Origin of the sequence: Bacillus sp. CFBP9009, assembly GCF_036541465.1 — a bacterium.
In the GTDB taxonomy this organism is placed as follows: domain Bacteria; phylum Bacillota; class Bacilli; order Bacillales; family DSM-1321; genus Peribacillus.
This window is the reverse complement of the sequence record NZ_JAZHFU010000002.1, coordinates 152,499-173,982: the sequence shown is the minus strand read 5'-3', so window position 1 is coordinate 173,982 and position 21,484 is coordinate 152,499. Positions and strand designations below refer to the sequence as shown.

24 protein-coding genes are annotated in these 21,484 nt (G+C 38.7%); 16 read left to right on the top strand and 8 right to left on the bottom strand.

The features are described 5' to 3' along the window. Positions 1 to 163: 163 nt before the first annotated feature. Together V3595_RS05975 and V3595_RS05970 are read left to right on the top strand one after the other, a co-directional pair. The gene (locus V3595_RS05975) at positions 164 to 1,963 is read left to right on the top strand and encodes a S9 family peptidase (protein WP_485905931.1); all 1,800 of its coding nucleotides are present in this window, start codon (positions 164 to 166) and stop codon (positions 1,961 to 1,963) included. A 238-nt stretch (positions 1,964 to 2,201) separates the two neighbouring features. After that, a complete protein-coding gene (locus V3595_RS05970) occupies positions 2,202 to 3,752 on the top strand; it encodes a histidine kinase N-terminal 7TM domain-containing diguanylate cyclase (protein ID WP_485905930.1) in 1,551 nt (516 codons plus the stop codon). 99 nt (positions 3,753 to 3,851) lie between these two features. Here V3595_RS05970 and V3595_RS05965 read toward each other — a convergent pair whose 3' ends face one another. Further along, positions 3,852 to 4,556, bottom strand: a complete 705-nt coding sequence (locus tag V3595_RS05965) for a class I SAM-dependent methyltransferase (protein ID WP_485905929.1) — start codon at positions 4,554 to 4,556, stop codon at positions 3,852 to 3,854. A 163-nt stretch (positions 4,557 to 4,719) separates the two neighbouring features. Between V3595_RS05965 and V3595_RS05960 the strand changes: the two genes are divergently transcribed. Then, positions 4,720 to 4,980 carry a hypothetical protein gene (locus V3595_RS05960; RefSeq protein ID WP_137023549.1) on the top strand — a complete coding sequence of 87 codons (261 nt, stop codon included), beginning with the start codon at positions 4,720 to 4,722 and terminating at the stop codon, positions 4,978 to 4,980. A gap of 225 nt (positions 4,981 to 5,205) precedes the next feature. Here the strand turns inward: V3595_RS05960 and V3595_RS05955 are convergent, their stop codons facing one another. Then, positions 5,206 to 5,865 carry a formylglycine-generating enzyme family protein gene (locus tag V3595_RS05955; RefSeq protein ID WP_485906761.1) on the bottom strand — a complete coding sequence of 220 codons (660 nt, stop codon included), beginning with the start codon at positions 5,863 to 5,865 and terminating at the stop codon, positions 5,206 to 5,208. Positions 5,866 to 6,151: 286 nt separating this feature from the next. Between V3595_RS05955 and V3595_RS05950 the strand changes: the two genes are divergently transcribed. From V3595_RS05950 to V3595_RS05930, 5 genes are all read left to right on the top strand, one after another. After that, positions 6,152 to 6,949: a DUF2935 domain-containing protein gene (locus tag V3595_RS05950; protein ID WP_485905927.1), complete on the top strand. Its 798-nt coding sequence runs from the start codon at positions 6,152 to 6,154 to the stop codon at positions 6,947 to 6,949. Between the two features lie 230 nt (positions 6,950 to 7,179). Then, positions 7,180 to 7,830: a GntR family transcriptional regulator gene (locus tag V3595_RS05945; RefSeq protein ID WP_137016769.1), complete on the top strand. Its 651-nt coding sequence runs from the start codon at positions 7,180 to 7,182 to the stop codon at positions 7,828 to 7,830. Positions 7,831 to 7,943: 113 nt separating this feature from the next. Then, positions 7,944 to 8,732, top strand: a complete 789-nt coding sequence (locus V3595_RS05940; RefSeq protein ID WP_485905924.1) for an SDR family NAD(P)-dependent oxidoreductase — start codon at positions 7,944 to 7,946, stop codon at positions 8,730 to 8,732. A gap of 34 nt (positions 8,733 to 8,766) precedes the next feature. Further along, positions 8,767 to 9,519 (top strand): SDR family NAD(P)-dependent oxidoreductase, encoded by a 753-nt coding sequence (locus V3595_RS05935; protein WP_485905922.1) that lies wholly within the window; start codon positions 8,767 to 8,769, stop codon positions 9,517 to 9,519. Positions 9,520 to 9,571: 52 nt separating this feature from the next. Further along, positions 9,572 to 10,357, top strand: coding sequence for a glucose 1-dehydrogenase (locus V3595_RS05930; RefSeq protein WP_485905921.1), 786 nt, complete (start codon positions 9,572 to 9,574; stop codon positions 10,355 to 10,357). A gap of 219 nt (positions 10,358 to 10,576) precedes the next feature. Here the strand turns inward: V3595_RS05930 and V3595_RS05925 are convergent, their stop codons facing one another. Beyond that, complete coding sequence (locus V3595_RS05925; RefSeq protein ID WP_485905919.1) at positions 10,577 to 10,732, bottom strand: DUF4021 domain-containing protein; 156 nt, start codon at positions 10,730 to 10,732, stop codon at positions 10,577 to 10,579. Positions 10,733 to 10,961: 229 nt separating this feature from the next. On the opposite strand from V3595_RS05925, the gene V3595_RS05920 reads away from it, so the two are divergent. After that, positions 10,962 to 11,609: a lysozyme family protein gene (locus V3595_RS05920; protein ID WP_485905918.1), complete on the top strand. Its 648-nt coding sequence runs from the start codon at positions 10,962 to 10,964 to the stop codon at positions 11,607 to 11,609. Positions 11,610 to 11,683: 74 nt separating this feature from the next. Here V3595_RS05920 and V3595_RS05915 read toward each other — a convergent pair whose 3' ends face one another. The 4 genes from V3595_RS05915 to V3595_RS05900 form a co-directional block, all read right to left on the bottom strand. Continuing rightward, complete coding sequence (locus V3595_RS05915; protein ID WP_485905917.1) at positions 11,684 to 12,235, bottom strand: DUF402 domain-containing protein; 552 nt, start codon at positions 12,233 to 12,235, stop codon at positions 11,684 to 11,686. Positions 12,236 to 12,470: 235 nt separating this feature from the next. Beyond that, positions 12,471 to 12,971: a VOC family protein gene (locus tag V3595_RS05910; protein ID WP_485905916.1), complete on the bottom strand. Its 501-nt coding sequence runs from the start codon at positions 12,969 to 12,971 to the stop codon at positions 12,471 to 12,473. Positions 12,972 to 13,275: 304 nt separating this feature from the next. Further along, entirely contained in the window at positions 13,276 to 13,689 is a 414-nt protein-coding gene (locus V3595_RS05905) for a VOC family protein (protein WP_485905915.1), read from the bottom strand. Between the two features lie 61 nt (positions 13,690 to 13,750). Continuing rightward, complete coding sequence (locus V3595_RS05900) at positions 13,751 to 14,218, bottom strand: DinB family protein (RefSeq protein WP_137023554.1); 468 nt, start codon at positions 14,216 to 14,218, stop codon at positions 13,751 to 13,753. A gap of 338 nt (positions 14,219 to 14,556) precedes the next feature. On the opposite strand from V3595_RS05900, the gene V3595_RS05895 reads away from it, so the two are divergent. Beyond that, positions 14,557 to 14,862, top strand: coding sequence for a hypothetical protein (locus tag V3595_RS05895; RefSeq protein WP_485905914.1), 306 nt, complete (start codon positions 14,557 to 14,559; stop codon positions 14,860 to 14,862). Positions 14,863 to 15,048: 186 nt separating this feature from the next. Continuing rightward, positions 15,049 to 15,429 carry a VOC family protein gene (locus V3595_RS05890; RefSeq protein WP_309518964.1) on the top strand — a complete coding sequence of 127 codons (381 nt, stop codon included), beginning with the start codon at positions 15,049 to 15,051 and terminating at the stop codon, positions 15,427 to 15,429. Between the two features lie 81 nt (positions 15,430 to 15,510). Here the strand turns inward: V3595_RS05890 and V3595_RS05885 are convergent, their stop codons facing one another. Beyond that, on the bottom strand, positions 15,511 to 15,831 hold the full coding sequence (locus tag V3595_RS05885) for a 2Fe-2S iron-sulfur cluster-binding protein (RefSeq protein WP_101222115.1): 321 nt from the start codon (positions 15,829 to 15,831) through the stop codon (positions 15,511 to 15,513). Positions 15,832 to 16,107: 276 nt separating this feature from the next. Here V3595_RS05885 and cdaS point away from each other — a divergent pair, with 276 nt between their 5' ends. The 5 genes from cdaS to V3595_RS05860 all read left to right on the top strand — a co-directional run bounded on the left by cdaS (position 16,108) and on the right by V3595_RS05860 (position 21,350). Then, complete coding sequence (cdaS, locus tag V3595_RS05880; RefSeq protein ID WP_170973965.1) at positions 16,108 to 16,728, top strand: sporulation-specific diadenylate cyclase CdaS; 621 nt, start codon at positions 16,108 to 16,110, stop codon at positions 16,726 to 16,728. A gap of 255 nt (positions 16,729 to 16,983) precedes the next feature. Next, positions 16,984 to 17,730 carry a type I methionyl aminopeptidase gene (gene map / locus V3595_RS05875; protein ID WP_485905913.1) on the top strand — a complete coding sequence of 249 codons (747 nt, stop codon included), beginning with the start codon at positions 16,984 to 16,986 and terminating at the stop codon, positions 17,728 to 17,730. A 243-nt stretch (positions 17,731 to 17,973) separates the two neighbouring features. Then, a complete protein-coding gene (locus tag V3595_RS05870) occupies positions 17,974 to 18,726 on the top strand; it encodes a PadR family transcriptional regulator (protein WP_137016782.1) in 753 nt (250 codons plus the stop codon). 117 nt (positions 18,727 to 18,843) lie between these two features. After that, a complete protein-coding gene (locus tag V3595_RS05865) occupies positions 18,844 to 20,091 on the top strand; it encodes a GTPase family protein (RefSeq protein ID WP_485905912.1) in 1,248 nt (415 codons plus the stop codon). Positions 20,092 to 20,207: 116 nt separating this feature from the next. Next, positions 20,208 to 21,350 carry an acyl-CoA dehydrogenase family protein gene (locus V3595_RS05860; protein ID WP_485905911.1) on the top strand — a complete coding sequence of 381 codons (1,143 nt, stop codon included), beginning with the start codon at positions 20,208 to 20,210 and terminating at the stop codon, positions 21,348 to 21,350. The last annotated feature ends 134 nt before the right edge of the window (positions 21,351 to 21,484 follow it).

Genomic DNA, 21,484 nt, shown 5'->3' with positions numbered 1-21,484 from the left:
CCAAATTAGAGGCATAGTAAAAATAGTTACATAAGTTTTTTTACTAGAATAGCAAACTAGAATTCTCTACTTCCATAGACAGTTTACTTATACCATTAAGGAAAAATATGGTATAATTATTTACAGATATTTCTTAATATTATAAATGTGAGGGGCTGCCAAAATGATCACTTTTCCAAAACCTGATGTTGAGCAATTTTTACGAACTTTTTCCATTGCTGATTTTGCCGTAAGTCCAGATGAAAAACATCTGGTTTTCAGTACCAATTTGAGCGGCAAGTATAATTTATGGGGAGTGGATTTGCCAAACTCCTTTCCTTATCCGCTTACATCCATTGATCAAAGCTGCCAAGCACTGATATATGATAAGAAGAGCCGGTTCATAATTGCTGGTTTCGATCAAGACGGTAATGAAAATACCCAGTTTTACGGGGTTCCCTTGAATGGCGGGACAATGAAGGAAATCGTTCATCATGAAAATACACGTAATTTCATGCCAAAATTATCGAATGACAGTAAAAAGCTCTATTACACCACATCCAGAGGAAATGCTTCCTTTCTAAATGCCTATTGTTTAGATTTAGAATCAGGACAGGAAAAGCTGGTATTGGAGGGGAAGGGTGCAGCGACCTATTTATTTGGCTTCAGCCCTGATGAAGAAACCTTACTTTACTATAAACACTTTTCCAATACAAATACCCTTCTCTATGCAAAAAAAGGGAACGAAGATATCCTGCTCACTCCGCCCACTGAGAAACAGCACACAGTGAATGATGGTGTTTTTGTTTCGGATTCGATGATATATTTATTGACTGATTATGATTCGGACTTTACCTATTTGGCTTCATACAACCTTGAAACAAACAAATTCTGTAAAGTTAAAGAATTGGAGAATGAGAGTTTTACTGCCATTAATTATAGTAAAGAGAATCAACTTTTATATATAACCAGTCAAAAGGGTGTAGAGGATCAATTATATGAATTCAATCTGGAAAATGAAAATTGGAGAAACATCCCCGTGCCGTGCAGCGTTATTAATAAGCTTGAGGTTGCTGCATCAGGCACGCTTTACTTATTTGGCATGGGCGCAACAAAGCCTCATAATATTTATAAAAATACAGGTGATGAGTGGGTATCATTAACTAAATATACTGTTCCTGGCGTCGATTCTGATGCATTGGTTGAACCCGACATCATTACATACACTTCCTTTGATGGCCTGGAGATCGAGTCGTTATTTTTTAGGGCAAAAAAGGAAAATGACAATGGTGAAGTCATTTTTTGGCCTCATGGAGGACCTCAAGCGTCAGAACGGAAGTCCTTCAGAGCTTCATTTCAATTTTTCCTGAATCACGGTTACAGTATTTTTGCGCCAAACTTCCGCGGTTCTACTGGTTATGGTTTGGAATTCACGAAAATGGTAGAGGGAGATTGGGGAAATGGGCCACGACTTGATAATGTAGCCGGCCTTGATTGGCTGATAGACCAAGGACATGCACAAAAAGGTAATATCCTATTGATGGGCGGAAGCTTCGGAGGGTATATGGCACTTCTGCTGCACGGACGACATGCAGATTATTTTAAGGCGGTTGTCGATATTTTCGGTCCATCCAACCTCTTCTCATTTATCAATTCCGTTCCAGAAGATTGGAAGCCAATCATGGATCAGTGGGTAGGAAATCCGGAAAAAGATAAAGAAAAACTAATCGAGTATTCGCCTATCACATATTTAGAATCGATGATAAAGCCAATGCTTGTCATTCAAGGAGCAAACGATCCCCGTGTCGTCAAAGAGGAATCAGATCAAATCGTTCAAGCCTTGAGGGATAAAGGAAGAGATGTCGATTATATGCTTTTAGAAGATGAGGGACATGGATTTTCCAAAAAAGAAAATGAAATTGCCGTCTACCAAAAAATACTTTCATTCTTAAAGCGATTCACAGCAGTAACAGAGAAGGTATAATCAAGCATCTAAATACTTCATTTATTTGAATTAGAAACCCTGCCACTCACGTTCAAAGTGATGAAGCAGGGTTTTTCATGTTGTAAAACTGGATGTTTATTTTGTTCGGCGGCTTGAGGTGTAAGTAAATAGGGGAGTTAAAATTCAGAATTCCCTGAATAAACTCTAGTCACCTAGTCATAAAGTGCTATATAATATACGGAAAAACTATTTTTTTGTTAAACGGAGTTGATTCGCATTGCCACGGGAGTTATTGTTATACATACTCGTAGTCATAATAGCAGGTGCTTCAAGCTTGTTTCTGTGTTTATTTGCACAGTTAAAGATCAAGGATGCACCTGGAGCAAAACCCTATATTCTCGTGACATTATTGTCTTCCATCTTTACTTTTTCCTATGCTTTCGAACTTTCCAGTACATCGTTAGAACAAATCATATTCTGGTTAAGGGTCGAGTACTTGGCATTACCATTCATCCCAGTATTCCTTTTGTTGATGTGCATTGAATATGTAGGTCAGAGAATTAAGAAGGTCTGGCAATATGCACTCTTCATCATACCGTTCATCACCATTTTCATGCATTATACAAATGACCTTCATCACTTATATTACAAATCAATGGAATTGAGAAGCGATAGTCCTTTTCCAATTATTAAACTGGTGGGCGGCCCTTGGTTTTACGTACACTCCCTGTTTCTTTTTTTATGTGTGATGATAAGTATAATAATATTGCTAAAACAGGTGAAAAAATCTTCATTCAGATTCAGGATGCAAATATCAATGATGGTGGCAGGTCTTCTTATTCCTATAATAGCAAATTATTATTATATAAATGGATTAAGCTCATATGGTATCGATCTTGGTCCTGTATCCATGAGTTTCACGTTTATCTTTCATGGTGCGGCACTTTTGACTTTTCAAATGTTCAATGTAGCCCCAATCGCTCGGGAAACCGTCTTTGAAAGTATGAAAGAGGGAGTCATCGTTTTAAATCAACAGGGGGTGATTGTCGACTATAACCGTGGAATGCGCAAAGTCATGCCAATGTTGGATGAACATTCCATAGGTAAACCGATTACAAGTGTGCTAAATGGGAATCAACATCTAAGGGGAATAATCGACCTTAAACAAGACAGTGACTTTAATTGCAGCATAAATGGTGATATGGTACATTACCATATTGGTTTTTCACCCGTGTTCAACAAAAACAACCTGCCTATCGGACAGATCATTACCTTCGCCGATGTAACTGAAAGAGTGCTCATGCTGGAAAAGATGAAGCAACTTGCCAGCTTGGACGGATTAACCCAAATATTGAATAGAACATTTTTCTTCAAAAAATCGGAAATGTTATTTGATGCTCTAAGCATGGAAGGCGGCAATGTTTCAGTTATCATGTTTGATATCGATCATTTCAAAAATGTAAATGATACCTTTGGGCATGAAGCAGGGGATGCGATCATAACGCTTGTAGCGAATACTGCAAAGGAACACATTCGGGATGGAGATCTATTAGGGCGCTATGGCGGTGAAGAATTTATCATATGTTTGCCGAATACTGCTTTACCCATTGCATATGAGTTGGCCGATATGATAAGGGAAAAGGTTTCTGAAAGTATTGCAGTGGTTAATGAAGAGAAGATTTCCGTTACCTGCAGTTTTGGGGTGACTACTGCATTAATTGAAGCTGGTGACCGAAGCATTTCCATCAAAACATTGATGCCACGGGCCGACCAAGCCTTATATGCCGCAAAGAAGAATGGCCGAAATTGTGTACAGATCATCGACTAGATTAGACCATCCCTTTAAACCTTGAACTTGTTCTAGGTTTTTTTCATTGTGTTCAAGATTCCAGTCACATCTTAAGCTGCGTTATTCATGATGAATGCCCTATTTTTTACTTGCTCTGTATACTCTATATCCGAGGCGGTTTCCGTAAGATAAAATGAGGCGGTAATGTGCGTCCATGACTCGTTCCAAGGATCCATTCAACGGCTGAATGGAGCTATTTGATGCTGAAGAATTCATTAATTCCTCTAAGACGGTACTCGATCTCAAGATTTTTAAATCTGTAAATCCGTTTTGTTGGAAGGCCTTTAACCATTCGGATTGCGTCAATAATTCTCTTAAATTATAAAAGTTAATGATTTCTTTTTTTGAGGCAGGATCAAGGCTGGTTTCTGCTGTCATATCAATGGATAACAAAGTTCCTTCTAGTTTAAGGACCCTGTAAAATTCTCGGAGTGATTTTTGTATATCCGTGAATGCAGTCGTTGATTCGGCAATGATAAAATCAAAAGAATTATTGTCAAAAAGCAGTTCTTCTATTGAAGACTTATATAGGTCAATGCTTAAGTTAGCCTTTTGGAATCTTTTTTTTGCATGTTTCACCTGATTATCAAGCGCGGATACTTTGCAAAGAAACGTTTTTGCCAAGTAAGATGAGGTTTGCCCTGTCCCGCATCCGGCATCAAGGATTATTGACGTATGATCGATTTTTTCATTTTTCAAGAGCTGCTTAGTCAGTTCAAATCCACCAGGGTGGGCCCCTTCAATTCCAAGTATGGCTAGTGCGTCTTGGTATGAGTGGTTCATGGCATAATCTCCTTTGGTACATGTATAAATGTATTTTATGCTTTGGTTTCAAAGAGTGTTTTAACCTTTTGATAAGGAAAATGGGAAAGACTTTTAAAGGATTGGTGGGTATTTAGTCCCCGAATGCATACGATGTAAAATCGACTGACAAGGGGAGTGCAAAATGGGATATCATAATTATTATCATAAATGCAGGCAAGGTGTGGGAAGACCGGTTGAAATTCGTACAAGCAGAGGAACCGTACATCGGGGAATCATACACCGGGTTACACCGAACCGTGTATATATTCGTCCATTTGACGGTGGCGGAAACCTTGGGGGTTTTGGTTATGGAGGTTTTAATGCAGGATATGGTTGGGGTGCCGCAAATGGATTTGCCTTTGGTGCAATTGCATCTTTAGTTTTTCTCGCATTTCTCTGGTAATCGAATGAAGAAATAATAAAAAACCTGAAAAATTTTCAGGTTTTTATTTTGTTCCCATCGGAATCCTATCAAGAAACTGGTAATAAATATGAATAGATGTAAGATACATATAAGACGGGGTTTTTTTGGGGTTTCACTATGCATACATACAGCTGATCTCTCTGGTTTCCTCCTGTTATCCGTTACTAAAACTGTGAAGCCTTGAATGAAGTTGGCTTGCTGAGGTTAAAAAGACCGGGCAAGACGGAATCCTAGGTCGTCTATGCAAAATGTCGGATGGCTGCGCCGGCGACATGAAGCTCCACAACCTCTGGCATCCTCAGCCCAGCTACCTCCTCGAAAAATACGGTAGGTGCCGTACACTTGTTCATCATATAAGTCCCAGCACCATTCCCAAACATTCCCTAACATATCATGCAGCCCCCATGGATTCGGTTCCTTTGTTCCTACTTCATGGATCATGCCACCTGAATTTTCGTTATACCAGGCGATCTCATTCAGCTCTCCGTATCTATAACCAGCAGTCCCGGCTTTACATGCATATTGCCACTCTGCTTCTGAAGGAAGTCGAAAACCGCTTGATTCCCAATCACAAACAATGTTTTCCCCATTTTTAGAATAACACTCTCCCAGTCCAGCTTTCTGTGAAAGTAGATTACAAAAAGAAATTGCATCATTCCAAGAAATATTCACAACAGGTTTCAGATCCCGATCAAAAGAATTAGGTGAATTATTTGTAATGGCATAGTAGAAATCCGTTGTAACAGGATAACGGGCAAGAAGGAACGGTCTTATTTCAGCTTTCCATTTGCTTTTAATTCTATCGTCCCTTAATTCTATTTCTCCTCCTGGAATTTTCTCCATTGAATAGTCAATGTAACTCATTATTTCCTTTGACAATCTACCTTCCTCCTACCGGCTTTAATTTGAAAATTTCACCACTTCCAGAATGATTAAATCAATATAAATATAAGGTTGGTTTAAGTTTTAAAATGACCGTTTTTGAAGCACTCCAAGACCCCATTAATTTGTTGGTGTGTGAGCAATCTGCGGGTATAGGATCAAGTTAAGGCTTCATTACGCCCCATATAATTTATATTAATATGTTTGTAGGTTTAGGAATACAAATTATAAGTGAGTTTCTTATACTTTAAATTATGGGGGAGAGAAAATGAACGAGTTTTTGGAGAAAACAGCAAGATTCGAGCATCGGTTTTGGCTGCAAATCTTAGGAGACCATGCCAGGTTCATCCATGAGTCTTTAGCGCCGGTTGAAGTGGAAAACATTGAAATTGCCTCTGAATTCATTCAAGTTTTTGATGCTCTCCTTGATCAAGCCAATTCGGAAGAGATTTCGCAACTTACTGCCATCGCAGAAGAAGAGACATTAAGATTTCGAGAATTTAAGTTAAGCCTAATTAAAGAACATCTGGTAGGTAAAATAAAAATACATCTTTCACCCTCATTCCTTAATCATATGGTGAACGAATTAGAAGAATATTTAAGATTATTGAAATACTTCAATTCAGATCAAATGCCGCCGGTTTTTCATGAACTTCATCACCATTTAGTTTGGCTGTTAGATGCAGCAGGACATGCAGGTGCAATATCATCCAATATGGATGAAGTTGAAAAAAGGTTAAAAGAGAAAAGTGACCAATATAAAAAACATTTTAATGATTTTTATTTAAAAGCTGTTGAAATGGCTGGATTTTTACGAACCAATCTGTCAACATTCCCAGCATTGGAAAAAATGAATACAGACGTCACATTGGAAATTAAATTCTTCCAGCACTTCCTGCTTGAATTGGAGGAGCTTAACCTCAGTGCGCAGGCTCTTGGAACGCTTTCGCCATTAATGGCAGATCATATGTGGCGTGAAGAATGTTATTATTTAACGAAACTAGCTGAATCGACAGACACGGAAAAGCCAAACTGCGATCCAGCGAAACCGAGGCTAGTTGATTAAAAACATGGAGCCCTTTATAGGGCTCTAGATCTGTTGCATTTTCAACCCTAAAATCAGTAGGGTATGCATAACTCTTCGAACCAAGCGATTGGACATTAAGTCTTTTTGAGCTTTTCCATATAGGAAAATAGGTTTTTCTTGGCTGGTTAGCATTAAAGGAAGTTAATTCCTATCCTTATGTTATACTAAAACAACCACAATTAATTATAGAAGTATAGGAGTGCTGAAAGATGTTTGGAAATACTTCCAATTTGACAGATGGCATTTATTTTGGAGAATCGTTACCACAACAAATCGCTAAACACATTTTAAAAAAAATCATTGAAGGTGAAATAGAAGCTGGAGAGAAAATCGTCGAAGAAGACATTTCCAAAGAATTGAATACTAGCCGTGCACCAGTACGCGAAGCCCTTTATCTATTGCAGGTTGACGGTATTGTTGAGAGAATACCGAGGCGGGGAACGATCGTCAAGCCATTTTCACAAAAGGAAATCATTGAATATAATGATGTTACGATCGGACTGATCCAGATGGGCATTGAATTTTCCCAAGGGAAGTGGCACGCAGAAAATAAGCAATCATTACGAAAGCATTTGGAAAGTGCAACTGATGAGTGTGAAAAAGGTAATGTTATCGAGTATCAAAAAAGGGCAACACAGATATTTCGATATATTTTTTCAGTCGCTAATAACAAAGCATTATCAAGATTTTTTGAAGAAGCCAGTCATATCCTCATGGTTTTTGCCCAAAGCCAATGGAATACGGAAACGATGGAAAGTTTCCATTTCAGATTAAAAATGTCTATTGAGGCCATTCTAGAAGATGATTTAGTTAAAGCAAAAAATGAAATTCATGAAGCCTTGAATCGTGGAGTGATGTAGAGTCTTTGACTCTAAAACCAAATTGTCGACAATCGACAAAAAGGATGTTATTATGTAATCGTATTCAAGCAAGAATATTATCACCAAGATCAAAGGGAGAAAGGGAGAATAATATGCAAGCATTTGATTTTACAGAAAAAGTAGCAATTGTTACCGGTGGCGGCGGGGGTATCGGCCGGGCAGCGTCTATTACTCTTTCAGAAAATGGAGCCAAAGTGGTTGTTGTAGACCTTTCCGAAGAGGCTGGCATGCTAACGGTAAATGAAATCAAAGAAAAAGGCGGAGAAGCGAAATTCGTTAAAGCCGATGTTACAAAGGAAGACGATATAAAAAATTATGTTAAAAAAACGATAGATTTCTATGGGAAAATCGATATTTTCTTGAATAATGCAGGGTGGGAAGGCAAAATAATGCCGCTTATTGACTATCCTGCTGAGGTTTTCGATCAATTAATGTCAATAAATGTACGCGGCGTTTTCTTGGGTATGAAACATGTATTGCCCCATATGATTGAACAAAAAAGCGGGGCGGTCGTGAATACGGCTTCTGGAGCTGGTTTACTGGCAACGCCAAACATGGTGGCGTATGGCGCTAGTAAACATGCGGTTCTAGGAATGACGAAAACAGCTGGTGTCGAAGTTGCTCCACATGGTGTCCGGGTGAATGCCGTCTGCCCAGGTGTCGTCAACACGGCTATGATGCGGTCGATTGAAAGCGGATTTGGTCAAGGTGATTCCGCGGCAGCTGAAGCGGCTAGAAAACAGTTGGAAGCAACGACTCCGGATGGCAGGTATGCTGAGCCGCAGGAAATTGCAAATCTAATGATGTACTTAGTATCCGATCTTTCCAGCCACATTACGGGTCAAGAACTTGTAATCGACGGAGGGGCCATTTTAATCTGATAAGCAACAAACTTTGTTATAGGGGGACGAATAAATGAGTTTACAAGGAAAGGTCATAATAATTACAGGAGCAGGCAGCGGAATTGGGAAGGAAACGGCATATAAATTAGCTGACCAGGGAGCTATCGTCGTAGCTGCTGACTACAATGATGTTGCCGCTAAAGAAACGGCTGAAGCTATTCAACAAAAGGGAGGCAAGGCATCTTTTGTGAAAGTGGATGTAGCTAAAGCGGAAGAAGTGGAAGCGATGGTCGAAGCAGCAATTGCCAATCATGGCACCATTAATGGCATTTTCAACAACGCTGGAATTGGACTAGTAAAACCATTTTTGGAGATGGATCCAGAGTCATACCACAGAGTAGTTGATGTTGACCAACACGGCGTATATTATGGCATGTATTATGCAGCAAGGAAGATGGTGGAGCTTGGTGTAACAGGCGCAACGATCGTTAATACAGCTTCAATATATGGGACGATGGTTTCTATTGGCAGCTTTAATTACCATGCTGCAAAAGCAGCAGTCATCGCGATGACTAAATCCGGTGCAATTGAACTTGCGCAATATGGGATTCGTGTTGTCGGTGTTGCACCAGGTTTTATCGAAACGCCGATCATTGGTGAAGATCCAGAGTTCCTGGACAGTTTGGCACAACTTCATATGAGGAAAAAATTGATTCAGCCAGAAAAAGTTGCTGAAGTTGTAACGTTCTTGTTCTCTGAAAAAGCGGATGCCATTAATGGACAAGTCATTCCTGTTGATGATGGATTCTTAAGCTTTAAGGGCTAATCAATATAATCAAATACAATTTCGAAATAACTTAAAAAGGGAGTTTTGACATATGAGCAAACGATTCGATGGCAAAGTTGTAATCATTACTGGGGCAGGGTCAGGTTTAGGACAAGCAGCCGCATTGGAAATGGCTAAAGAAGGAGCTAAACTTTCATTAGTTGATTTAAACGATGCATCTTTGGAATTGACAAAAAAATTAATCTTAGAAATTTCACCTCAATCGGAAGTGCTTCTGGTCACTGCAGATGTATCGGATGAAGAAGCAGTCAAGAATTATGTAGACCAAACAGTCAGCAAATATGGCAGAGTCGATGGATTCTATAATAATGCGGGTATCGAAGGTAAACAGGCCCCTATGGCTGAATACGATAGCAACGTTTTCAACAAAGTAACGGACATCAATATCAATGGTGTATTCTATGGTATGAAATATATTCTGCCAATCATGAAAGAACAAGGATCAGGGGCAGTGGTGAACGTGGCTTCTGTAGGCGGAATTCGTGCTGTGCTTAACCAAAGTGCGTACGTTGCAAGTAAACATGCCGTAGCAGGCTTAACAAAAACAGCTGCCATAGAATATGGTCAATATGGTATCAGCATAAATGCCATTGCACCAGGTGTAATCTTAACAGCGATGGTAGAGGGATCATTCAGGCAAATAGGCGGAGAGAATTGGGAAGAAGCAATGGCGGATTTCGTCAGTGTGAATCCTAAGAAACGCTTCGGTAAACCTGAAGAAGTCGGCCGTTTAGTCGCCTTCCTATTATCAGGGGAATCAGAGTTCATCAACGGTGTAGTCATTCCGATTGATGGCGGACAATCTTCACAATACTAATTGAGCAAGGGAGTGACAGTAGGTCACTCCCTTTTTAATCGTATCCTTTTAGTTAATGACCAAATGAATTTAAATTTGGAAAAAACGAAGACTTTCTCGGTTTTCGTTTTTTTCATATCCAAAAATCAGTTCATATGAAACTATATTCGAACCTTTAGAATATGAACACATAGAAAAACGCCATATAAGGCGATTTACAAATATTCAAGAAACCCATCGTTACTTTTCTTTATCGTGTAGCTTATCTTCATATTCAGTTTCCAACATACCATACAGACCATTCATTTCTTGTTCATCTGGATCTGACCCAAACTCGTTTCTATATTTTTTCTTTTTATCATCAAGGATTTCTTCTTTTTCATTCTTCTTGTCCATACATATCACCTCCAACCAGTAGGGTGTCTCATTGTCCTAAAAATATGCATTGTGTGACTCTGTTCCTTTTAAGATTTTTGCGGCTAAGTTAAGAGGTGGAGAAAATACACTAATTACAATTAATAGTAATCTCGTTTGCAGAACATTTAATTGGGTATTCTAAATAGTTATTACTCTTACAATTTGTTAAGATATAAATATATTAACTTAGAGATAACGGAGAGAGAATGTGAAGAAGAAACGTAAGAAATCAAAGAAAGTTTTTACCATTTTCATCCTGATTTTCGTATTTTTGCTCATTAAGGAGATCATGCAAACCCCCTATTCCGAAAATGTTACAACATCAGTAAATACGCTTGATTCTTTTGCGAACGTGACAAAGTATAGTTCACTTCTGCGAGGCGAGTTGGCTAAATACGGACTTGAGGAGCATACTTCGACATTGATTGCTTTGATGCAGCAGGAAAGCCGAGGACGGGGCGGTGACCCAATGCAGGCATCTGAGTCAGCGGGCCTTGATCCAAATACAATCACAGATCCAACGGAAAGCATTAAGTATGGAGTGAAACATTTTAAGAGGATCAATGAATATGGCAATGAAAAGGGCGTGGATTTTGCCACGATCCTTCAAGCGTATAACATGGGAATCGGTTATATTGATTTCGTTGCAAATGAAGGGGGCAAGCATAATGAAGAGCTTGCAAAGAAGTTTTCCATGCTTCAGGTCGAAAAAAACCCCACGCTTTATGATTGCGGCGGTGACAAAGATAATTTTCGATACCCATATTGCTACGGTGACTACTCATACAGTGCGAAGGTATCTAAGAACATTGAGGAGCTTGCCGAAAGTATATCGGCTCAAGCTGATGGTGAGTGAGGGAGAACAAAAAGCCTACTGAATGAAGTAGGCTTTTTGTTCATTTTTTCGAGTTTAAAGAATCATAGCCAATGTCATTTGTTGTTCAGCCATGGAAGGAGGTCTTTATGTTTATAGAGCTTCTCGGATTCTGAAATGGTTTGTGAAAGAACAATATCAATGGAATCAAGTAAAGAGATTAGAGCTTGTTTAACAGAACCACTCTCAAATTGCTCTAATGGCACAGGTAACTCTTCCTCGTCTAAAATAAAATGTGCCCCACCCGGAAGCACCAAGATATCAATGATCAAATCCTCAAAGGATACCAACTTATCCGCCATATATGTATTTCTTACAATATTAAAATAGTATCCTAAATAATTTCCGTCGTTATCTCTCCAAATGTATAAATTATAAGGACGGTCTTTCCAATAATAAGCAATCGTATAACTGCCTACAGGAATGGTTAATTTTATAGGACCCGCTTTCATCGTGAATGAATCCATGATTTCATGAAAAAGCACGACATGTTGATTTTGTGCTTTTAACAGTAAACAGTTATGTTCTACAACTATAGAGTCGTAACGGATTTTTCTTTCTATGATTTCATCGCCTTGTTTTAGTGCTGGTATTAATATATTTTCCATTGTTTCTATTTCTCCCTTAAAACCATCTAGATCATTTATGATATTATACTTAAGAAAGTTTATCCTTTCTAATAGGGGCCATCGCCAGGAAAATGCGGATTTAAACTTTTAGGAAATTCAAATATCAAAACCTAATTTCACACCTGAAATACCGAGAAACTAGGCTTTAGTTACTTCAAAATCGTATACTTTTCAGGAATGATTACAACTTACTAGATAGATGTTTCTTAGGAACCTATCCTATATACGCCTGCTTTAAAGTTTTAATGTCAATTTTCTTCATTTGGAGCAGCGCTTTCATTACTCTTTCCGATTTTTCAGGGGCGGAGTCGTTTACCATTTCGGTTAGATTTTCAGGGACAATTTGCCACGACACACCAAATCGATCTTTTAGCCAACCGCACACTTGTGCCTTTTCATCTCCGCCTTCGGAGAGTTTTCCCCAATAATAATCCACATCTTCTTGATCCTCGCAATTGATGATAAATGATATTGCCTCGGTGAATTTGAATTGCGGACCGCCATTTAATGCTACGAATGCTTGTCCGTCCAGTTCAAACTCCACGGTCATCACTGATCCCTCTGGCTTCCCGTGGATTTGATTTCCTGCATTACCATAGCGAGTGATTCTTCCGATCTTAGAATTTTCGAATATGGAAGTGTATAACTTTGCAGCCTCTTCAGCTTGTGTATCAAACCACAAGTTGGTTGTAATTTTTTGAATTTTATTTTTCATGATTTTTTCTCCTTTATTGTTCTCATGTTTAGCCAGGAAAAATAAACGCTGCTATTATCATGGAAATGTGAATTTATTCGATAAGATTAAATACCTTGAAGGTACCCTATTACTATATACCATTTATCATGACCCAAGAAAATTATGTAAGGGTTAGTGTGCATTTTTGTGTATTCTAACCCGTCATTTAACTAATCCTCTTAATCCTATGCTAGTTACAATATCCTTGCCTCACGGTGATGGAAACACAAAAGGATATAGAAGCTTTTCACCAGTGAAAAGCCCTATATCCAAATTTTGTTTCTCAGTTCTCGAAGTTAAATTGCCATTTGATTCCGAATTTATCGGTTAACTGACCGTAAATTTTACTCCAGAATGTTTCTTGGAGCTCTACACCAACCGTGCCGCCTTCACTTAATTTGTTAAAAATCGATTTAATTTCATCCAAATCATTACTGACATATGCCAGGCTTATATTGTTTCCTTCAACAAAAGGCATTCCAGGAAAAGTATCTGAAAACATGATATTGCTTCCATTTATATTTAGCCTTGTATGCATGACTAAATCTTTCGCTTCTTCTGGAAGAGTAAATTCCGGATTAGGCGGTGTTTCCCCAAAGGTCATGATACTTGGTTGTTCCGTTCCAAAAACCTCTGCGTAGAACTCTACAGCTTGTCGACAATTCCCATTAAAATTAAGATATGCATTAACTGACATTTATTTCACTCCTAATTTTTTTTTGTTATTCTTTGCTCCAAATTTATTACATAATGCATGATTACCTTACGAAAAATTCCGGTGGTTCAATTCCGAGTGTTCTAAGATAGATATAACCCTGTCCCCTATGGTGGATCTCATTTTCCAAGGCATATTGAAGTCTATCAAAGTGGCTTTGTGAAGGACCGAAAAAAGGATCCTTTTCAACCACTCCAAGCGTTTCCTCGGTCATTTCCTCCCACAGCTTCCTTGTATCATCCCTTACTGCTTCGCATGCTGATACAAGTTCTTCTTTGGTGGAAATTCCGGCAAACGAATCTGGAAACTCCCAAACACCCAGTGCAATTCCACGCATATATGCAGTTTCAATGTTCATGATTTCTTTAACCATCTCTGCGAAAGGGCGAAGCTTCCTGGCCGGTGTATAATGAAACAATTCCTCTTCAGGGAAAGCTTCAACCACCCGCAACGTCAAGCTCCTGTTTCCTTCCAATATATTTAACAAACCCTCTTTCGATAGAACCACCATTTCACTCTCCCTTGAGAAATACTCTGTATAGAAGTTCTGTGAAAAATCGAAAAGTCCTGCAAATTACTGTATATAAAGATTGCATAGCTTTTTTTATCTGCCGGTGTAGACTTATAATTAACACTTAGATAATCAATAAAGGGGAAGTGCCATATGTTCGGTTCCTTAAATAGAACAAAATTAATAAAAAATGATTTAAAAAGCATTGCGAAATTAATGTATAGGATGTATCAAAAGATACTTGGGATCAAGAGAACCTAACAAAGAGAAATTTAGATTTCACTATTGAAAGCATTCGCTATATAGATGCTTATACGAAAAGATTATGTACTACTCAAATGGGTGGTGAACTTTTAAAGAATCATTTTGATAATTTTGTGATAAAAATAGGTGCCTATATTGGAGAAATTATAAAAAGGAATATAAATCAAGATTTTAAATGGTATGAATATGATTCTGTATATCATTTTTCTTCTGCACTTGATGGGCGGCATAGGGGCATTAAAACAGAAACGGTCCTTTACTCTAAAAAGAGAGATAGAGTTATAGTTCCATTAACTGTGGTAGCGCAATATCTGGAAGGGAATTCGACATATACAGATTTCTTGGAATACGTAGAAGAAACAATTAAGCAAAATTCGTAAGAGATAACTGCTTTTCTTAAGCAATCGTGCAGGTTCAGAAACCTCCCTGAAAATTCAATTTTGGTAAATATTGATTAAATCTTGCATTTATAATACGATTTAATCAGTTATATATTTCCAACCAACATGATGCTTATACATAATGATTCAATTAATAACGGAACCAGCAGAAAGGGAGAGAAGCAAATGATTAATAAAGTCGGGCAAATTATGTTATATGTAAATAATCAAGACGAGTCGTTGAAATTTTGGACGGAAAAGTTCGGTTTTAGCGTAATTTCTGAAGAAGATAATGGCCAAGGGCTAAGATGGATTGAAATAGCCCCAACAAAGGAAGCAGAAACGAGTATCATCCTGCATAATAAGGAATTCATTGCAAAAATGCAGCCTGAATTAAATCTTAATACACCTTCGTTAATGTTTTACTCGGATAATCTTGATGAATTATATAAAGACTTTTCAGAGAAGAATATCAAAGTGGGAGAGCTTGTAAATATGCCATCTGGAAGAGTCTTCAATTTTGCTGATAATGAAGATAATTACTTTGCGGTCATGGAAAAGAAGTAATTCTTTTGACTAAGGATTAAAAAAACATCAAAACAATTGTTTTGATGTTTTTTGATTAAACTGCGATATTTATGAAACTATTCAGTCTGCAGGCCTTGGCCCAGCAGGAATTCCAGAGTTTTCTACCGTCTTGATCGGCCGAACGGTTATGTCTCCATTCACGTAAATTTGACAAGATAAACGTAAATGATCTTCCATTCCTTTTTCCTCAAAGATCTTTTTTTCTTTATGTGTGACCTCCAAAAAATCACCTGCCAATATTTCAACTCGGCAAGTTGTACATTTAGCCTTCCCGCCGCATCGGTGGAGAATATTTATACCGTTATCTTCCAATGCTAAAACTAATTTTTTTCCCATTTCAACTTCAAAAGTTCCTTGGTCAAATACGGTTACATAAGGCATCTAATACCACCTCTTATATAGAATATCTTTCAACAGGTCATTAACATATCTATTCTTTTACCTTGTCCATATGACATAAAAAAATGTAAAGTCATTACTGAAATTGATAGTAAAGTGAATAATTAATTATCGTGAAGACAAACTTTAAGTACATTCATAATTATAAATTTAACGAGGCATAAAATAGAGCTAGGAAAAATAAGATTGGTCTTTTATAGGCCAATTAAGATTTATTGAAAAAAAGAGAGTGAAATAATAAAGGGGAGGTGCATGACTGTGAATAATGGCAATTGTGATTTTTCACCAATGAAACAAATGTTAAAAGAGGATTTACGACAAGTAATATCAGCATTACAGGATAACTTAGAAGCAATGGGGGATGAAAATTATTGTCTTCTTGGAAATTTCGAGAAAATAAAGGATAAATTTATATACATCGATATGAAAGCAGCTACATTTTATTTGAACTGTTATTTGTCACCGTTTACGGACAAATATCCCGAGTTATCAACTTGCGTACAAAATTTGTCGAATTTGAGACATGGCGGCTTGATTGTGATTCAACGGGGAGACCCAATTGATTCATTGATTCAACCCGGTATTTCCATAGGAGCGGAGTTAACCCATTCTTTACTGGAATCAATTTTTTTCCCTGGAAATCCACTGCATGATGGTGCCGTTTTGGTTAATAAAAATCAGATTGTTTCCGCAGCAAATGTCCTTCCGCTTTCAGACAGATCAACAGGGGGAAAAAAACTTGGAACACGCCACCGATCTGCATTAGGTTTATCTGAACGAAGTGATGCCCTGATATTGGTAGTATCAGAAGAAACAGGAAGAGTTTCATTTGCGTTAGATGGAAATCTGTACCCGATTAATACACATGGGCCTATATAAAATTTTTGAGACAATTAAGCCCAATCGTGATTATAAATTTCCAGGTAATTCTCACCTGGAATATTCAGTTGTGTAAAAAACGTAAACGCTGGCTTCGATTTTTTATTTTTCACGGAATTACAGGTGCAAAAAAGGACATGAATTAATTAACCCGGTGATTTTTACCGGGTTTTTGGTTGCTTTTTATATAAAAAAAGGCATATGATAAACAAGGAGTTTCAATCAGAAAAGTTATAAAACGAAAGAGGATTTTAAATGATAACCATTAAAAGTGAACGAGAAATAAATTTGATGCATGAAGCGGGCAAACTTCTTGCTGCGACGCATAGAGAAATTGCAAAAATGATAAAACCGGGCATCACGACTTGGGAAATCGAAGAATTTGTCGATAAATACTTGGCAGAGCATGGTGCTACACCTGAACAAAAGGGCTATAACGGCTACAAATATGCAACGTGTGCGTCAGTGAATGATGTAATTTGTCACGGCTTTCCGCAAAAAAAAGCCCTAAAAGAGGGAGACATCGTTACGATTGATATGGTGGTGAACCTTAACGGCGGGTTGGCGGATTCCGCTTGGACATATGCGGTCGGTGAGGTTTCCGATGAAGTTCAGCGTTTAATGGATGTAACCAAGAATGCTTTATACAGGGGCATCGAAGTTGCACGTGCAGGAAATCGTCTAGGGGACATCGGGCATGCAATCCAGTCATATGCAGAAGGTGAAAAGTTTTCTGTTGTCCGCGATTTTACAGGTCACGGAATCGGTAAAACCATGCACGAGGACCCAACCGTCCTACATTATGGTAAGCCAGGTAAAGGTGCCCGTCTAAAAGAAGGTATGGTCATCACGATCGAACCAATGCTGAATGAAGGAACATGGCATATGAAAATGGACCAAGACGGCTGGACGGCGAGAACGGCAGATGGGAAGCTTTCCGCGCAATATGAACATACCCTAGTCATTACAAAAGGTGAACCGATCATTTTAACTGAACAGTAAACCAAAAGAAGAAACGGCCTTATCATGGGCCGTTTCTTCTTTTGGTTTTAAACTATTTCATAATAAACCTCGACAGAATATTCAAAATACATTCCGTCCCACAATAGATCGAATCCGAAAAATTAGTACTAGGCGGTTAAGCATTAAAAACTTTACTATTATGTGGCAGCACAGGATAATAAGGGGAAGGAAGAAAAATTTAATGATGTGTTATATATACAGTATATAAAGGGGGTTTTGACAGTGAAGAAAGGGGAGAAACTGTCTGCAACGGTTGAAACGGTTGGTTTGAGCCAGCGGGAATTTTTAACGATTTTCTTACTTCACTCTTTGAGGGTAAAAGCTAATTATCCAAGGGCTATTCATCAGGACCTGAAAAATACGTTCACTGGCAAAGTGCATAGCTATGACTATTTATGTAAAATATCCAATACGCTAGTCGAATCCAATCATTTATCCTTATATACGAATAAGGGAAGAAATTATTATCAAATAACGGAAAAAGGCAAAGAGCTTTACATATGGTACCAAGAAAATTTCCTGGAACGGTTTTCCGAAGTGAAAAAGGTCATTGACCGCTTCATGTTCGATTTAAGGGGATCTGGTGAAAACCCACCGGTTGTTAATGAGCTTCCTGAAGAATACAGGTCGTATTTCTCGAAAATAATATCGGTGAAGGACCTTGTCCGTTATGTAACCTTAAAAGCCGCTTTCACTAAGAAGCCCATTTACATGGGGGAAATTGGCGATCTGCTTAAGAATCAGTTCGGTTGGATCGCTTCTAACGGTTATTTATACGATTTATCTCATGAAATGGAAGAGAACGGCCTTCTTGTCGGCAGGTGGGAAAGTGAAAAACGAACTAAACGCTATTTACGAATCACCGACGAAGGCCAGCATCATTACAAACAGATTGCGGATTCTGCCGCCTATCAAGTCCAGGAAATCCAAAAATACATGGCCAGTGTCATTATGTTCTTAAAAGAAAAGAGTTAAATGAATAAAAGAAATGGAGCCCTTTAATTTTGCAAGGAGAATGAAGTTACATGCTTAAATTGAATCGTTCAAGGGTAAATGTTACTTAAAACACTTCTTAACAAGGGGGAATGAGTGATGGTGGAAAAACACGATGAAATGGGAAGCATATTCAGTTTCATTAAAGGCCAGGTAGATAAGCTGCCCATTTCACAATCGAAAAAGAACAAAATGCTCGACCAGCTCTTAAAGCTTAAAACAATGACTGTTGATGCAAGGGAACCGCGAATTGCTCTTGTCGGCAGGCGTGGTTCCGGAAAATCATCACTGATCAATGCGATGTTTGGTCAGGAGCTCCAATATGTCAGTTCCGTTAAGTCCGGGACGGGTAAGGGAAAATGGCTATGGTACCCGAGTGATGCCGAGCCCAAAATTCGTTTGCTGGACTCCCGCGGGCTGGGTGAGAGTGAAGCTCCTACAGAAGAGTTCGAAGCAGAAACACCATTGGATGAATTGATAAAAGCGGTAACAGAAGAACAGCCTGATGTGTTTCTTTTCTTGATTAAAGCAAAAGAAACGGATTCACGGATAGAAGAAGATTTAAAAGAATTGAATAAGCTGCGCAAAATCGTTAAAGAAAATCACCATTATGATGTACCCGTCATCTGTGTGGTCACCCAAGTGGATGAATTAGATCCGCCACATTATAAACAAGCACCTTTTGATGCCAATCCTAAGAAAAAACAGAATATAGATGAAGCCATCGCTTTGATGTCAAAACGATTTAAAGAGAGTGAAATACCACTTTTGAACATCATTCCTACTTGTTCGTATATTGATTTTGATGAAAGCGGAAATATTGAATATGATATGCGTTGGAACATAGATTTACTTTCTGATTACTTAATTGAGGCCTTACCCAGTGAAGCGAAGCTGAAGACAGCCAAAGCGATGCAGAGCCAATTCGTAAAGAAGAAATTCGCGCGGACGATAGTGGGAACGTTTACGGCAATCGCAGGTTTAATCGGTGCAGAGCCAATACCTTTTGCTGATTTTCCCATTTTGACCGGCATTCAAGGTTTGATGATTGTGGTGATTGGTTTTATCGCGGATAAAGAAATCAATACAAAAACGGCAAGTGAATTCATTGCAGCATTAGGGATCAATGTCGGAATCGGTCTTCTTGTCAGGGAAGGTGTCAGGGCTGCAGTCCGTTTCATCCCAGGAGCCGGCCTAGTCGTTTCGGGTGCGGTAGCGGGCGCAGTCACATATGGAATCGGGCAAGCAGCGATAGCTTACTTTCTCGAAAACAAAAATATTGATCAGGCGAAGGAAGCTTACAAGAACGCGAACAAAGAATATAAAAATGAAGACATCGATTCTTAATGGGCAGATTCGAACCATAAACTACACTAAGGTGATATGATAAAGTGGAGTAAGCAGCTCTGTTTCTGCTGCTGGATGGTTCAGGTTTTTTGTTTACTACAGGAGGGGTGATCTTCATGTCGTTTTTTCAATCACAGAAGCAAAAAGAATATATCCAAAAATTAGAGGAAGCGATTCAGTCCTTTTCCGGCCGATCTGAGGCTCTTGATGAGTCAAAGGGATTTCCTTATGAAAACTTTCAGGAGTTAAAGGAATTCGGCTATCCCCAATTAACGTTAGCAAAAGAGGATGGAGGATATGGCGGTTCCTTATATGATTTTCTCCTATGCCAAGAAAAAATAGCCCAATATTGCGGCCCAACAGCCTTAGGAATAGGCTGGCATGTCGGAACCGTCCTCTCCTTAACGGAGAAGAGACCGTGGGAAAAAGAAGTCATGAATGAGTTGTTTGAAGAAGTGTCGAAAGGAGCTCTAATCAATACGGCAGCATCTGAGGCTGGAACGGGAAGCCCGACGCGCGGAGGCAGACCGGAAACGATCGCTATCAAAAAGGGTAAACAATGGAATTTGAATGGAAGAAAGACTTTTACTACTCTCTCACCCATCCTTGATATTTTTCTTGTAACGGCATGGGTACCCGAAGATGAGTGTTTAGGCACTTTTTTAGTTCATCGTGATGTAACGGGTGTAACTATAGAAGAAACTTGGGATATGATCTCCATGCAGGGGACAGGAAGTCATGATTTGGTGTTAACTGATGTCAGCTTGCCTGAAAAGTATTATGTCATGAAAAGTAATCCTGGTGAAAAAAGAAAACCTGAAGCGTGGCTATTACATATACCGGCTTGCTACTTGGGCATTGCAGTGGCTGCCAGAAATTACGCAGTCGAATTTGCGAAAACCTATTCTCCCAATAGCTTACCCGGACCAATCAGGGACCTTCCGAATGTTCAACGTACAATTGGGGAGATGGAACTGGAATTGGGCGAAGCACACCATTTCCTCTACTCTGTCGCAGAAAAATGGGTGCGGCAGCCTGAAGATCATGATGAATTATCGAAGCAATTGGGTGCTGTTAAGTTATCGGTCGTCAACAAATCGATTTCCATCGTCGATAAAGCGATGAGAGTCGTCGGAGCCAAAAGTTTACAACGAAACAATCCCCTGCAACGCTACTATAGAGATGTACGCGCAGGTCTCCATAATCCTCCGATGGATGATGCGACTATAACGATGCTAGCAAAATCCGCTCTTTATTAAATTCGTATTCGAATATGACACTGGAATGACTTCGTCGTTTTCAGTGTTTTTTATATTCTTTTTTCTAACATTATTTTGTGTTTTCGTTTCAAGTGCAGTTTTTAGGAGGGGGCTAGTACCTATTAGGTGTTGTC